The 13,285-nt window shown below is 51.1% G+C and carries 13 protein-coding genes; 9 read left to right on the forward strand and 4 right to left on the reverse strand.

The window, feature by feature from the left end:
- Positions 1-7: 7 nt before the first annotated feature.
- On the reverse strand, positions 8-2,329 hold the full coding sequence (locus tag ACFODX_RS01695) for an FG-GAP repeat protein (RefSeq protein WP_378115416.1): 2,322 nt from the start codon (positions 2,327-2,329) through the stop codon (positions 8-10).
- Between the two features lie 266 nt (positions 2,330-2,595).
- Positions 2,596-4,410, reverse strand: a complete 1,815-nt coding sequence (locus ACFODX_RS01700) for a di-heme-cytochrome C peroxidase (protein ID WP_378115418.1) — start codon at positions 4,408-4,410, stop codon at positions 2,596-2,598.
- 551 nt (positions 4,411-4,961) lie between these two features.
- Here ACFODX_RS01700 and ACFODX_RS01705 point away from each other — a divergent pair.
- The gene (locus tag ACFODX_RS01705; RefSeq protein ID WP_378115420.1) at positions 4,962-5,339 is read left to right on the forward strand and encodes a hypothetical protein; all 378 of its coding nucleotides are present in this window, start codon (positions 4,962-4,964) and stop codon (positions 5,337-5,339) included.
- A gap of 4 nt (positions 5,340-5,343) precedes the next feature.
- On the opposite strand, the gene ACFODX_RS01710 is transcribed toward ACFODX_RS01705, so the two are convergent.
- A complete protein-coding gene (locus ACFODX_RS01710; protein ID WP_378115422.1) occupies positions 5,344-5,736 on the reverse strand; it encodes a hypothetical protein in 393 nt (130 codons plus the stop codon).
- A 16-nt stretch (positions 5,737-5,752) separates the two neighbouring features.
- Positions 5,753-7,087, reverse strand: a complete 1,335-nt coding sequence (locus ACFODX_RS01715) for a flavohemoglobin expression-modulating QEGLA motif protein (protein WP_378115424.1) — start codon at positions 7,085-7,087, stop codon at positions 5,753-5,755.
- A 228-nt stretch (positions 7,088-7,315) separates the two neighbouring features.
- Here ACFODX_RS01715 and ACFODX_RS01720 point away from each other — a divergent pair, with 228 nt between their 5' ends.
- The 8 genes from ACFODX_RS01720 (at position 7,316) to ruvA (ending at position 13,252) form a co-directional block, all read left to right on the forward strand.
- Positions 7,316-7,630 carry a Rieske (2Fe-2S) protein gene (locus ACFODX_RS01720; RefSeq protein ID WP_378115426.1) on the forward strand — a complete coding sequence of 105 codons (315 nt, stop codon included), beginning with the start codon at positions 7,316-7,318 and terminating at the stop codon, positions 7,628-7,630.
- 75 nt (positions 7,631-7,705) lie between these two features.
- A complete protein-coding gene (locus tag ACFODX_RS01725; protein WP_378115429.1) occupies positions 7,706-8,185 on the forward strand; it encodes a DUF4124 domain-containing protein in 480 nt (159 codons plus the stop codon).
- A 6-nt stretch (positions 8,186-8,191) separates the two neighbouring features.
- A complete protein-coding gene (gene mtgA / locus ACFODX_RS01730; RefSeq protein WP_378115431.1) occupies positions 8,192-8,884 on the forward strand; it encodes a monofunctional biosynthetic peptidoglycan transglycosylase in 693 nt (230 codons plus the stop codon).
- A 160-nt stretch (positions 8,885-9,044) separates the two neighbouring features.
- Positions 9,045-9,293, forward strand: coding sequence for an FmdB family zinc ribbon protein (locus tag ACFODX_RS01735; protein WP_378115433.1), 249 nt, complete (start codon positions 9,045-9,047; stop codon positions 9,291-9,293).
- Between the two features lie 87 nt (positions 9,294-9,380).
- Positions 9,381-11,186 carry an aspartate--tRNA ligase gene (gene aspS, locus ACFODX_RS01740; protein ID WP_378115435.1) on the forward strand — a complete coding sequence of 602 codons (1,806 nt, stop codon included), beginning with the start codon at positions 9,381-9,383 and terminating at the stop codon, positions 11,184-11,186.
- 87 nt (positions 11,187-11,273) lie between these two features.
- Entirely contained in the window at positions 11,274-12,017 is a 744-nt protein-coding gene (locus tag ACFODX_RS01745) for a YebC/PmpR family DNA-binding transcriptional regulator (protein ID WP_378115437.1), read from the forward strand.
- A gap of 63 nt (positions 12,018-12,080) precedes the next feature.
- Positions 12,081-12,602: a crossover junction endodeoxyribonuclease RuvC gene (gene ruvC / locus ACFODX_RS01750; RefSeq protein ID WP_378115439.1), complete on the forward strand. Its 522-nt coding sequence runs from the start codon at positions 12,081-12,083 to the stop codon at positions 12,600-12,602.
- A gap of 35 nt (positions 12,603-12,637) precedes the next feature.
- The gene (ruvA, locus tag ACFODX_RS01755) at positions 12,638-13,252 is read left to right on the forward strand and encodes a Holliday junction branch migration protein RuvA (protein ID WP_378115441.1); all 615 of its coding nucleotides are present in this window, start codon (positions 12,638-12,640) and stop codon (positions 13,250-13,252) included.
- Positions 13,253-13,285 lie beyond the last annotated feature (33 nt).

The following is a 13,285-nucleotide window of genomic DNA, read 5'->3' on the forward strand; positions in this document are numbered from 1 at the left end:
GATTTGGTTAGTAGAGGTAAACCGCACCAGAGGCTTCAAGGTTGTTATCGCTCTGATCCAATCCATTGACGCTGCTTGCCGCCGAGCTGGTGCTGGCGCCGCTGGATGCCGCTACAGAGGCATAACCCTTACCGGATTCACGGTGTGCACCCACCAACATATCTTTGCCATCACCAGAAAGCGTTACGTTCAAACCAAAGCGGTCGCTGGCATCGGTGTTGGGCGCTTTTACATAACTCTTCTGCGACCAGACGCTGTTGTTGCGCGTAAATACAAACACCGCGCCCGAATCAGCTTTACTGGTATCGCCTTCGTCGCCGTTGATTCCAAGGGCAGAGCTGTCTTCAAGGTAGGAGCCGACAGCAAGGGTGTTGCCATTTTCAGACAGACTTACGCTGTTACCAAACTGACCACCACCGGTCACCTCTATTCGATAAGTGACATTGGTAACCGCTACCAAGGCTATGCCTGAGTGTTTGGTCAGGCTGCTGGGTTTGATAAGTGCCTCTTGCGCCCAGGTTTCACCTGACTTGGTAAATACATAAGCGGCGCCGGTGTTGGCAAACTCTATGTCCTGCGCTGTGTCACCGTTAATACCGGTCACTTTACCCGCATCTCCCGGGGCACCTACAACCAGGGTGTTGCCATCGCCGGACACATCCACGCTGGTTCCAAAGCCGGTGTACATGTAGGTGCTGGCAGGTTTCAGGAAGGCTTCCTGAACCCAATTTTGGCCTGAGCGCTTGAAGACGTAAGCGGCGCCATTATCGATTGTGCCCCGCACCTGGTAGCGCCCGGCGTTTTCACATTCTGCATCTATGGTGTAGGTGCCTTCGTTGAAGAAGTAACAGGAGTTTTTAGCTTGATCACCGTTAATACCGGTTGCGTTGCTGTCTTCACCGGTTGCACCTACTACCATGGTGTTGCCATCAGTAGAGAGCGCTATGCTCACGCCAAAGGCGTCGCTTTGTTCGGCATTGGAGGCTTTGACATGTGACTCTTCCTGCCAGCCATTTTCGCCCAAGCGGAAGGTGTATACCGCGCCTGATGCTGAGCCACCGCGGTAGCTGCTGCCAGCCGATGAGCTGCTGGAGGTGGTACTGCTGCTTGAGCTACTGGTGCTGCTGGTCGATGAACTGCTGGAGGGGTAAAACTCCCAGCACTCAAGCGATGACATGCTGCTGGAAGCATTGAAATTTAACACTCCACTTCTACCGATAAAGTCTTCAGAGGTGCCCACAGCAAGGGTTTTACCATCACCTGAAAGCGCCAGGGATTCGCCAAAGCGCAATGCAACTGGCGATTGGGCAAACGCATGAAGGGTCGAGAAAATAGGCTTCACATACGCATCTTGTGTCCAGCTGCCTTCACTGCGGGTGAATACATAAACAACACCTACATCCAAATTTAAGGCAGATAAAAGATCGCCAGTGGCACCCGTTGAAGAGGTTCCAGCGCTGGCTACTTGCTCATAGTTGTTTTGATTACAGTTCACGCCCCAGGATGGGCTGTCTTCCAATAAGGCCGATACTGCCAGGGTATTACCATCGTCAGACAGCGCGACCCGGTAGCCAAAGCGGTCATTGGGCAGGAAGCGGGAGCTATTCAGATTGGGTTGTTCAGTATTGGAGGCTTTCAGGTAGGCCTCTTGTACCCATAAACCGTTTTCTTTTACAAACACATAAACTGCTCCGGCATTCACGGTTTCGTTATTGGTTTGGTCGCCGTTTACACCGGTCACTTTGCTGTCTTCTGCCGGTGCACCCACTGCCATGGTTTGACCATCGGCAGAAATGGTGATGCTCCAACCGAACCAGTCAAAAAAACCAGTGTTAGAGGCTTTAAAGTAGCCGATGGCTTTGACCATCTCCGTCGCGGTGAAGGTGGCATTGGAGCGCTGGCTACAGTCACTGCCGACACAGGCATCAACCCAATAGCGGGTATTGATCCAATCGTGAACATGAACGCCGATTTCGTCGGTTGCGCTGGTGGTGGTCAGGTTGTCTGCAATCAGCTGCGCGCCGTTTTCACCGTCTTGTTTGTAGAGCTTGTAGTGGGTTGCGCCCTCAACCGCGCTCCACTCAAAACTGAGTACTTTTGGGCTTTGCGCTTCCACTTTTACACTTGGCCAAACGCCTGAGCCATTGGCGGGAACTGAGGCCGCACTGAAACTGCTGCGCAGTGAGGAACTGCTCAAGGCGGAGCTACTGCTGGCTGATGATTTGTTGTCGCTTCCTCCGCCACAGGCAGTGAGCAAAATTGAACCGGCTGCCAGCGATAGCAGCAGGGTGGTGCGCTGTAGTAGCGGTAATAAACGATCAATATTCATTCAGCGTGTTCCTGAGGGTTAAAACTGGTCGGTGATTCTGTGTGTCGCGGCGCTTGGTGTCAATCAAATCGCCGGGATTTAGGCGGCGCCTCTACTTCGGCGGAAGTCGCATAAAGACCGCCAAAACCACTAATTGGTTCAGTGGTGTTAGGTGGCGTTAATTTAAAGAAGTTAAGCCCTGCTAGTTGTGAGCAATTGTGCAATAAAAAAGGGCCTTGGTTCAGCCAAGGCCCTATGTGATGCGGCCGCGTTGAGGCAGGTGCTGATCAGAGGGTTTTGAGGTATTCCACCAGTGCCAAACGCTGGGCATGGCTGATGGGCTCCAGCCGGCGCATTACAGGTTTACCTTGCGAATCCTTGCGTGGTCGGCCCTGTTCATCCAGCACAAATACCGGTGTTACGCCGGCAGCGTATTCGTGCCCTTTATTAGAGTTGCTGGGCAGGCTGGTATCGAACACAAACAGATCCGGGTACTGCGCCGGGTCGCGTCCAACAAAACCGACTTTTATCGGATCCAATTCGCGGCTGCCAAGGGTAAATTTGTTGGGGCGGCAGACTTTTCCTGAGGCAATCTCCTGATCGCTACAGCTGGGCATAAATAGCTCGTACAGGCTGGGAACCGATCCATTGTGTAAATAGGGTGCAGTTGCCCAGATGCCATTGAGCGGACGCGCTTTATAAGCCGCAAGTGTGGCGGGCTTGTCCTTATCTACCACTTCAAAATCCAGGTGGCGCTGGGTGTGTTTGATTGGATTGTCACCGATGGAGGCAAACAAATCGTAAAGTTTTTCAGCCCAGCGGCGGATGAATGTTTTGTCGTGATCCGGCTCTATTAACACGCCTTCAACAGCGCTACTCAGTGCAGGCAGCACCGGTGTGTTGGCTGCGTAGCGCGGTGACGCTGGATTGAGTGGCTTGATTTTGGTGCCTTCAAAGTAGCCACTTTTCCCTGAATAGTTGAGTGCATTCATTGCCATGTAAGGGTCTGTGCCTATGGTTTGCAGGCTTGCAAATTGGGCGATGATGCGGCGCTTGGGATCGGTGCGGTCAATCGCCTCATGACAGCTGTGGCATTGATAGTTAATAAAAACCTCGCGCCCCTGTTCTGCCAGTGATTGGTTGATAGGGGGCAGGACTTGTTGTGCTGCCAGCTCTTCCCAGCTGGGCGACCAGAGGCTTTCCAGATGACGCTCGATACGTGTCAGGTTGCGCACCACTACCGATGAGCGATAACCAATATCTCCGCGTTGTTTTTGTAAATCAAACTGCGCAAACACGCCGAGTGCCTCGCCGGTATTGCGCCCGAGTGGCCCGGCTAATTCGTTGTCGCCAACCCCATTCCATTGCACAAAATCATGTTGTGGGGTGTCCCACAAGTAGGGGTAGCTAACGGGTGCACTGGCGGGGTTAAAGTTTGGTTCCCTGGGGGTGAGGTGGGCCAGAACGCGATTGTAAATTCGCCCGAAAGCATCCAGTCGCCCATAACCATAAGCCACCAGCTGTTCACCGTGGCGCGGTTCGTTGACCTTGTTATAGGTCGAGATTTGCGCGGCTAGGGTTGTTAACTCAGCGCGAAAAGCTTCTTGTTCAGCAGGATATTTTCCTTTTAACACCTTGGCGGCAAGGCGTTCAAATTTTGCGGGATTCTCCAGGCTGGCGTTGAGTGCGGCTGACAAACTGCCCAGCATTTTTTCCATATCGGCCAGAGGCGCGCCTCCGTCGATCCTGATAGCGGTTCCCTGAAAATGAATCTGGCTGGTGTGACAGGCGGCGCAGGTAAAACCTACGTAATCCTTACCGCCATGTTCATCTTTTACCCAGCCCACCGCCAGTCCGTCGGGGTTGGCTATGGAGGGGCTTTGCGTCAGGTAACGCAATCGGTTCATATGCTGGTCAGAGCGAAATAATTCTTCGCTGTCTGCCACTTCCAAATGCAGAAAAATATCGTAGGGAATCAAGTTAGACCCCTGGGTGACATTGTAAAACCACAGGCTCTGTGCAGCGCTCCAATTTTGCTCGGGATAAACAATACGCCCGGCGCTATCCCCAAAACTATCCGGTTGGTTTGTGTCAGCGTTCAATCTGGCGTGGCGCTCGCCATCTACCAAAACACCCTGTGAAAGATAACTACAGCCCTGAACAAACACACACAAGAGTAAAACCCGTGAGCACCAATTAATTCTGTGTAAGGTGGGAGCAAACAACGTGATCATTCCTTTAAATCCTAATGTGACTATATGAAAAAGACAGGCGGGAAGGCCGGCGGGCGATTATTAATAAAAATATGCTGAAAGCGATCCGGTTAAGGAACTATTCAGACGTGGCGCAGCCTTAGTAGTGAACTTTATCAGATTGTGTTTGGCGGTGCCCCCAGCGGCTGTGCTTACACAAGGTTGTAACCATGGTTACTTGGGTTTGCTACTCACAATCCGGCAATAAAGTAACAAAATCTTTGCAAGTGTGAACGGGGCGATGCGACAGCCTACTTTTGCTTGAACTGTCATAAATAGTGCGTAGACTGCCGCCTCGCCGCGAGAGGGACTCTGCTGATAGAACCGGGTGGCGAATAATCAACCAGTTTTCTGTCAAGGCCATTGCGACAGAAAACCATAAAAACGCAGCGGGATCTTTTATGGTGAACAACTCTTTTTTTATTGATCTAGTGTTAAACAATCGCCTTGGGCAACCGGTGAGTCTCAGCGTTTGTCATCTCCAGTTTCAAGGGCGCGATTATTTTTTAGTCGCTGCGCCCAGTCAGCAAGCATCCAGTTTTGTCGGTAAAAATGCTGAGCCTTTTGCTTTTCAATTGCGCGAGCGTTTTGGTGTGGATGCCCGACGTTTTGAATTAGTTGAAGTGCGTGAATTGCCAGACACTACCCAGTTATTCCGCTGGCGTTTTGAGTGGGTGGGTAATTCGCCGCTGTCGGCGCGCTGTGAAGAAATTGTTTCCCCGGTATTGCGTGCGGCGCTGTTAAATATGCTTGAACCAGCGCCTGCCGCTATCGCCTGAGTGCTCAAACTTCCGGGTTTAAATCAACAGGCGTTTCCTTGCGCCACAAGCGTTGGCGCAAGGGGTGAGTGAGCTGCGCCAGCAGCTCTTGTTTGTGAGTCTCACTGGTAAACCAATAATAATCCTGACTGCTTTTGGGTTTAAACCAACCGCGCAGCTCGCCCATGTACTCCAGCGTTAATTTGGGCATGCCCATTTTTCGGTCGCCATTAAAACTGTGATTCCAATGAACCAGCAAATCGCGTTTGGCTATTGCTAATGCCAGCGAAGGGTTGTCTGCATTAATGGGTTTGCAACTGATAAAACCAATTACCGGATCAGCGCTGTCGCTATCGATACGTGACGCATTTTCAAAAAAAATATTTTCGCCGGAAAGTACAACTTTGTAGTAGGTCATGATCAACTAATCTAACTCAATCCAATTCTGCGTCGGTATTTTGATGTTCAGGTGTTGCCATAGGCAGCTGCTGGAATAATTTATTGAAGTGCTGTTGTACGCGCGCGATATTCATTACCGACATACTGCTGGAAAATCCAAACCAGACATAAAGGCCATTGAGGTTTTTAAACATGGGCGGCAAATGTTTTGGGCCAACAATAACGCCGTCTAAATAACGTTCATACAGCAGTGGTAAATCATCCAATGTCACTTTGCCGACAAACAGCATAGGAATGATTTCCGGCACTCCCGATTGAATGGCGCTGCGAATAAAATTAACGTTTTCCACAAAACCTTTTACGTAGGATATGTCCTTGGTAAACACCGAGCCGCCAGTTAAGGTGCCGCCGCGAAATACACGTTGGGTAACGCGATAACTGTCGTGCTCGCTAATACCGCGCTCCAGAAAATAGCGGTAGACCTCGCAAAAATCAGCACCTTGTTCAGCCAGATCAACGGCAACTACGCGGTCGCTTATGCGCCGTGCGCGCTGCGGAAAAGAACTGAATGTGAGGGTTTCCAACAGTACTGCCATGCCTTCCTGAATAGCGGTAATGCGCGGTGATCCAACGCTTAACCAGGTGGCCCAGGGTTGTGCGCGACCATTCAGCGTAGTGCCTATATGCACCCAACCTTCATGGACTTCCAATACTTGAATATCCAGCTCGGAAAACGAAGAGCGGCGGTTTACTTTTATGCAGTCGCCGCCAGCGGAGGCATCGGAAACTATGTCATCGCTAATCTGTACCCGCACTTCGCCTGCACCAAAATAATCGCGCATCCGTGCATCCAGCATATTCACCGCATCTTCGGCGGCAATATGATTGGTATAGGGGCGGTTTAAATGCTCCACGGCGGGCAGAGAAAAAATATGGCACAGACGCTCGCCCAGTTGACGCAAGGTCTTGCGGTCGCCGCGAATATTGTCGCTGGCTGACCCGTAAAGTTGTTTGCTGTATTGACCAAATTGCTGGGTGCCACGCGCGCGCAATAATTCAATCACAATTTGATATTGGTCGATGGTGGCCTGCAGGATTTTCCCGAGTGCATCATCATGCCCCAATTGCCGGCGTACATCGCTCTTCAATTCTTTTAATAACTGGCTGACATTGTCAGGGTCAAATGCCAGCGCTTGGCGTTGATAAAAATCTGCATCAAGCGCAGGTAGCTCTTTGCCCTGTGCGGCGCGAAAGCGCTGTTCAATCCCCACAGGCCATTTAATAGCATCCAGAATACGTATGGGTTTTTGCAGGGAAACCAGGCGCGTTGATAATTGCTTTAAACGTTCCAGGTAGAGAGAGTCGGTCATAGGCGAAATGCCACAAAATGGGGCAGGCGTGTGCCGGGCACAAATAGCATGAATGGGCTGCCATTCTAGCCTTTTGCTGCAAAATTGTGGCGAGTATTTGCAGCTGTTTTAGGGTGATTGAGCGGACCTAAACACTTGCCCTCTGGCGAGCTGGGAGATAAATCGCCAAAATGCGCAGGGCTGCATCAATCCACGGGCCCGCATTGTTAATTCGCGAGGAATAGGTTTATGCCATTTGTTGCGCTGGAAAAGTTGCATCAACTTTATGATGGTTACCGCAAGGCGTTTACGCTGGATGGTCAGCCGTTGCTGTTGCTTCAGGAAAATGGCCGGCCAGTGCTGATTAAAAATGCCTGCCCCCACGCTGGCGCTTCGCTTACCTACGCCACAGCAAGTGGTAATAATATTCGCTGTCCGCTGCATGGAATTGAGTTTGATTTACACAGCGGGCGCTCTGCGAATCCGGCTTGTGGCGGGCGATTGCAGTTTATTCCATTGGTGTACGAGGCTAACCTGTTGGGCGTCGAAACCACCAATGCTTAAATCCACCAAGGCTTGATAGAAACAAGGTTTAATCCAAACAAGACTTAATCCAGACAAGGAAAAACAGGGAGCTTTATGAAAAGTTTGATAATGAAATCATTAATGGTGCTGGTATTTGTTGCTGGTATAGGCAACTACCTTGTTTATTTGAAAACCGGGCAGATGCCACTTCTGGCTATGCGCGATCAGTTTGCGGGTAAAAGTTCAGGTGATTTTTTACCCGGGTTTTCGGCGGATCAGCTTGCTTCTGATGCGCGCGAGGCAGCACATAAAGTAGCAAGCCAGCTCTCTAATGAGGAGCCAGCGCCCGAGGTAAAAGTTTATAAATGGACTGACGCTGAAGGGCGTGTGCATTTCAGCGATAAACCCCAAGCGCAGAATGCGCAGCAAATCACGGTGGATACGCGCAATACCCTGTCTCCCACCAGCACTCAACCTGCCACCCACAGCGCAAACGAAACGGCAGCCGGTGATACCGCTTCGCCACTGGAGAAAGCCCGCGCGGCTGCCGATGCAATGAACCGGCGCGCTGCCCAGCAAGAGCAGGGTTACTGATTAACCATGAAACGCTTTTGGCGGGTTGTACGCTTTTCCTTTAAATGGCTACTGCTACTGATTCTCGTGTATCAACTGTGGTTGGTAGCGCATCTGCTTGTTTGGAAATGGGTTAATCCTGCTGAAACCAGTTTTATGGCGATTCGTTTGGCGGAGTTGCGGGAGAAGAGTCCCAACATCGAATTGCAGTATGAATGGGTGGATTACGCGCAAATATCTACCCATTTGAAGCGCGCGGTTGTTGCTGCAGAGGATGATCGGTTTATGCAGCATCACGGCTTTGATTGGCGTGGAATCGAACAGGCCCTGCAGAAAAACCAGCGCAGGGGCAAGTCAGTTGCCGGTGGATCTTCCATTACCCAGCAGCTGGCAAAAAACCTGTTTCTCTCACCTTCAAGATCCTACTGGCGCAAAGCCCAGGAGGCGATCATCGCATTGATGATAGAGGCTCTGTGGGATAAACAGCGCATTCTGGAGGTTTACTTGAATGTAGTGGAGTGGGGTAATGGTGTGTTTGGGGCCGAGGCGGCTGCGCGTCATTACTATCGGGTTTCAGCTGCGCAACTAGGTCCTACAGCAGCGGCGCGTATGGCAGTTATGCTGCCCAACCCGCGCCAGTACGAAAAGGCCATGCCCGCGTGGGTGGTGCGCCATGCCTCGCGAGTGCAAGCGCGTATGCGCAACTCGCAAATCCCCTGAGTTGCCGCTCAGATTTTTAACGGGATCGCTTTAAATTTTTGCAGCGATGACCATATCCTGCCGGCGTGGTTCTCGCGCCATGGCTTTTAGGCTACAATCGCGACCCTTTTAGGGTCTCAGTATCCTGTAGTAGTTAATCTGTTGAACTGAGGTGCTTTAGATGCCTATTTACGAATATCAATGTGAATCCTGTAGTCACGCGTTAGAGGCGTTGCAAAAGTTAAGTGATGCGCCGCTGGTAGATTGTCCTGCCTGTGGCAAACCCAGCCTTAAAAAACAAATTTCAGCCGCCGGTTTTCGGTTGTCCGGTGGTGGCTGGTATGAAACGGATTTCAAGTCGGGCAAGAAAAAGAATCTTGCTGGCGAGGCCGGTAGTTCCGGTTCATCCAGCACGCCAGCCAGTGCTTGAGACCGTGGGGGGTGGCTAATCGCCAGCCCCCGTAGTTACCCATAATTTCGCATTTATAAATAATTTCTACCAAATCAGGAACTCGCTATGCGCAGCCAATATTGTGGCGCTTTAAATGCCTCGTTTATCGATCAAGAAGTCACCCTCTGCGGATGGGTGGATCGTCGTCGCGATCACGGTGGTGTGATCTTTATCGACCTGCGCGACCGCGAAGGTATTGTGCAAGTGGTGTTTGATCCGGATGCCAAAGAGAATTTTGCGTTGGCCGACAAGGTGCGCGGCGAATATGTATTGCAAGTGACCGGTAAAGTGCGCGCGCGTGCGCCATCAACCGTCAACCCGAATATGGCGACTGGTGAGATCGAAGTTTACGGTACCGCGCTGACCATTCTGAACGAAGCGGAAACCATGCCTTTCCCCTTGGATGCTTACTCCAATGTGGGCGAAGAAACCCGCTTGAAGTATCGCTTCCTGGATTTGCGTCGCACCGAAATGCAGAAAAACCTGCGCTTCCGCAGCAAAGTCACCAGCGTGATCCGCAACTATCTGGATCGCAATGGTTTCCTCGATGTTGAAACCCCCATCCTGACCCGTGCTACGCCAGAAGGTGCGCGCGATTATCTGGTGCCATCACGTACCCACGACGGTAAATTTTTTGCACTGCCACAATCACCGCAATTGTTCAAACAACTGTTAATGGTGGCCGGTTACGACCGCTATTACCAAATCGCCAAATGCTTCCGCGACGAAGACCTGCGCGCTGATCGTCAGCCAGAATTCACCCAGATCGACATAGAAACTTCATTTATGTCGCAAGAACAAATCATGGAAATTACCGAGGGTATGTTCCGCGAATTGTTCAAGGATTTGCTCGGTGTTGAGTTTGCTGAAATCAATCACATGCCGTTCTCGGAAGCGATTGCTAAATATGGTTCAGACAAACCGGACATGCGTATCCCACTTGAATTGGTTGATATCAAAGACCTGGTTACTGAAGTGGATTTCAAAGTCTTCGCTGGCCCGGCTAACGATCCAAAATCCCGCGTTACCGCGTTGAAAGTCCCAGGTGGAAATGAAAAGCTGACCCGCAAACAAATCGACGACTACACCAAGTTCGTTGGTATCTACGGCGCAAAAGGTTTGGCCTACATCAAAGTCAACGACAAGTCCGATCTGGAAGAAGGTTTGCAATCACCGATTGTTAAAAACCTGCCAGTGCCAGTGCGCGCCGCCATTTTGGAGCGTGTGGGTGCTGAGAACGGCGACCTGATTTTCTTCGGCGCCGACAAACACAAAATCGTCACCGAAGCTTTGGGAGCGTTGCGCTGCAAATTGGGTGCAGACCTTGAGCTGTACACTACCCAATGGGCTCCGCTCTGGGTTGTGGATTTCCCGATGTTTGAAGAGGACGACAAAGGTGGCTGGACCTCAATCCATCACCCATTCACCTCGCCAAGCTGCACACCGGAAGAATTGATTGCCAATCCCGGCGCGGCCCTGTCTCGCGCGTATGACCTGGTATTGAACGGTACTGAGTTGGGTGGTGGTTCAGTGCGTATCCACTCATCTGCTATGCAGCAAGCGGTATTTAAAATCCTCGGTATTTCACCGGAAGAACAGCGCGAGAAGTTCGGCTTCCTGCTGGATGCACTCGCCTACGGCGCGCCACCACACGGTGGTTTGGCCTTTGGTTTGGATCGCTTGATTATGCTGATGGTGGGCGCAAGCTCCATCCGTGACGTTATCGCCTTCCCCAAAACCCAAAGCGCGGCCTGTGTGATGACCGATGCGCCGGGTACTGTGGATGAATTGCAATTGCGCGACTTGCATATCCGTCTGCGCAAGAAAGAAAAAGCCGCTGTTGCAGAAGATGCACCGGAATACGGTATGTAATCTTTTGTAGCATTGAGAAGGTGGGCTTTTGCCCACCTTTTTTATTTCAAAATATTGTGAAGTTAAAAAAACAGTTGGAGTTGTTAAATGGCCGGACATTCCAAATGGGCAAACATGAAACACCGCAAGGCGCGACAAGACGCCAAGCGCACCAAAATTTTCACCAAAATTATTCGCGAATTAACGGTCGCCGCCAAAGGCGGAGCCAACCCTGCTGACAACCCGCGCCTGCGCGCTGCGGTTGATAAGGCCTACCTCAACAACCTGAAAAAAGATGTAGTAGAGCGTGCGATCGCCCGTGGTGCCGGCACTAACGAGTCCGATGCTTACGAAGAGCTAACCTACGAAGGTTACGGTGTTAACGGTGTGGCGTTTATCGTGGAATGTATGACCGATAATCGTAACCGCACCGCTGGCGATGTGCGCCATGCCTTCGATAAAAAGGGCGGCAACCTGGGTACCAGCGGTTCCGTTTCCTATTTATTTGCACGCAAAGGTCAAATCAGTTTCGAACCGGGTGTGAATGAAGATGCGCTGATGGAGGCCGCCCTCGAAGCGGGCGCTGATGATGTGCTCATCAATGACGATGGCTCCGCCGATGTAATGACTGCGTTTGAAGATTTTTTCCGCGTAAAAGATCTACTCACCAGCGCTGGTTTCAATCCCGCCTCGGCAGAGATCGCCCTAATCCCATCCTTAACCGTGAGCCTCGATAAAGACGCGGCCGAAAAAATCCTCGAGCTGATTGATGCTTTGGAAGATTTGGACGATGTACAAAACGTCTACACCAATGCGGACATCAGTGAAGAGATTATGGAGCAAGTCGGCTAAGGCTTGCCTCGCGCCGCCGGTCATGCAACACTGCGCCATAACCACTGTATATAGATACAACCTATGGCGCTTATTCTCGGTATAGACCCCGGCTCCCGCAAGACTGGTTTTGGCATTATTAATGCCATTGGCAGTAAGCATGAGTATGTCACCAGCGGCGTGATTCGCATGAAAGATGCGGATGATTTGCCTGCTCGCCTTAAAGTTATTTTTGATTCCTTGACTCAAATCATCGAGCAATATTGCCCGCAAGAGATGGCAATCGAGCAGGTGTTTATGGCAAAAAATGCATCCTCAGCATTGAAGTTGGGGCAGGCGCGGGGGGCGGCTATAGTCGCGGCTACAGCGCAAAATGTGCCAGTGTCGGAATATGAAGCGCGCAAGGTAAAGCAGTCAGTTGTGGGCAATGGTGCTGCCGATAAATTCCAAGTGCAGCATATGGTGAAAACCTTACTGCGTTTGCCTGCTGCACCGCAGGAGGATGCTGCCGATGCTTTGGCGGTGGCGCTTTGTCATGCTAATAGTCGTGATCATTTGATTCGCATGGCCGGCTCCTCCAGCTTCCGTCGCGGCCGAATTGTTTAAGCCTTTTCATCTACAACCTATCCAAAGAGACGACTATGATTGGACGTTTACGCGGTGTCTTGTTGGAAAAACAACCACCCTATTTATTGTTAGATGTGCAAGGCGTCGCCTATGAAGTACAGGCACCCATGACGACTTTTTATCGTCTGCCAGGCATAGGTCAGGAAATGGTGTTGCATACACATTTATCTATTACTGAAAATTTGCACCAGTTATTTGGCTTTGCCGACCAGCGCGACCGCTCCTTGTTTCGCACCTTGATTAAAGTGAATGGTGTTGGTCCCAAGTTGGCGATTGCGATTCTCTCGGGCATGGAAGCGGATGACATCGCCCGCTGCGTGCGCGATGACAATATCACCGCCTTAACCAAAGTGCCGGGCATAGGCAAAAAAACCGCAGAGCGTTTAGTGATTGAGTTGCGGGATCGCCTGAAAAATTGGGATATGCCGCAAAATGATCTGCTGGCGCACAGCGAGATCCAAACTATCGCTACTGACAACGAAGTGTTTGCCGAAGCAGAAAGTGCACTGATTGCGCTGGGCTATAAACCGGTAGATGCCGCCAAAATGGTGTCCTTGGCTGCCAAGCAAAAACCGGATGCCAAAAGCGAAGAGTTAATTCGTATGGCGTTGCGCGCCATCGCCGGATAAGTCGATTATTCTTCGAATCGAAAACCAGTCATC

It is taken from the genome of Cellvibrio fontiphilus (genome assembly GCF_042646205.1).
Lineage (GTDB): Bacteria > Pseudomonadota > Gammaproteobacteria > Pseudomonadales > Cellvibrionaceae > Cellvibrio > Cellvibrio fontiphilus_A.

Bases quoted from the DNA above. Each gene is read 5' to 3' on its own strand.
- ACFODX_RS01695 (WP_378115416.1), bottom strand. From the start codon at position 2,329: ATGAATATTGATCGTTTATTACCGCTACTACAGCGCACCACCCTGCTG.
- ACFODX_RS01705 (WP_378115420.1), top strand. From the start codon at position 4,962: ATGGTGAACAACTCTTTTTTTATTGATCTAGTGTTAAACAATCGCCTT.
- ACFODX_RS01710 (WP_378115422.1), bottom strand. From the start codon at position 5,736: ATGACCTACTACAAAGTTGTACTTTCCGGCGAAAATATTTTTTTTGAA.
- ACFODX_RS01715 (WP_378115424.1), bottom strand. From the start codon at position 7,087: ATGACCGACTCTCTCTACCTGGAACGTTTAAAGCAATTATCAACGCGC.
- ACFODX_RS01720 (WP_378115426.1), top strand. From the start codon at position 7,316: ATGCCATTTGTTGCGCTGGAAAAGTTGCATCAACTTTATGATGGTTAC.
- ACFODX_RS01725 (WP_378115429.1), top strand. From the start codon at position 7,706: ATGAAAAGTTTGATAATGAAATCATTAATGGTGCTGGTATTTGTTGCT.
- mtgA (WP_378115431.1), top strand. From the start codon at position 8,192: ATGAAACGCTTTTGGCGGGTTGTACGCTTTTCCTTTAAATGGCTACTG.
- ACFODX_RS01735 (WP_378115433.1), top strand. From the start codon at position 9,045: ATGCCTATTTACGAATATCAATGTGAATCCTGTAGTCACGCGTTAGAG.
- aspS (WP_378115435.1), top strand. From the start codon at position 9,381: ATGCGCAGCCAATATTGTGGCGCTTTAAATGCCTCGTTTATCGATCAA.
- ACFODX_RS01745 (WP_378115437.1), top strand. From the start codon at position 11,274: ATGGCCGGACATTCCAAATGGGCAAACATGAAACACCGCAAGGCGCGA.
- ruvC (WP_378115439.1), top strand. From the start codon at position 12,081: ATGGCGCTTATTCTCGGTATAGACCCCGGCTCCCGCAAGACTGGTTTT.
- ruvA (WP_378115441.1), top strand. From the start codon at position 12,638: ATGATTGGACGTTTACGCGGTGTCTTGTTGGAAAAACAACCACCCTAT.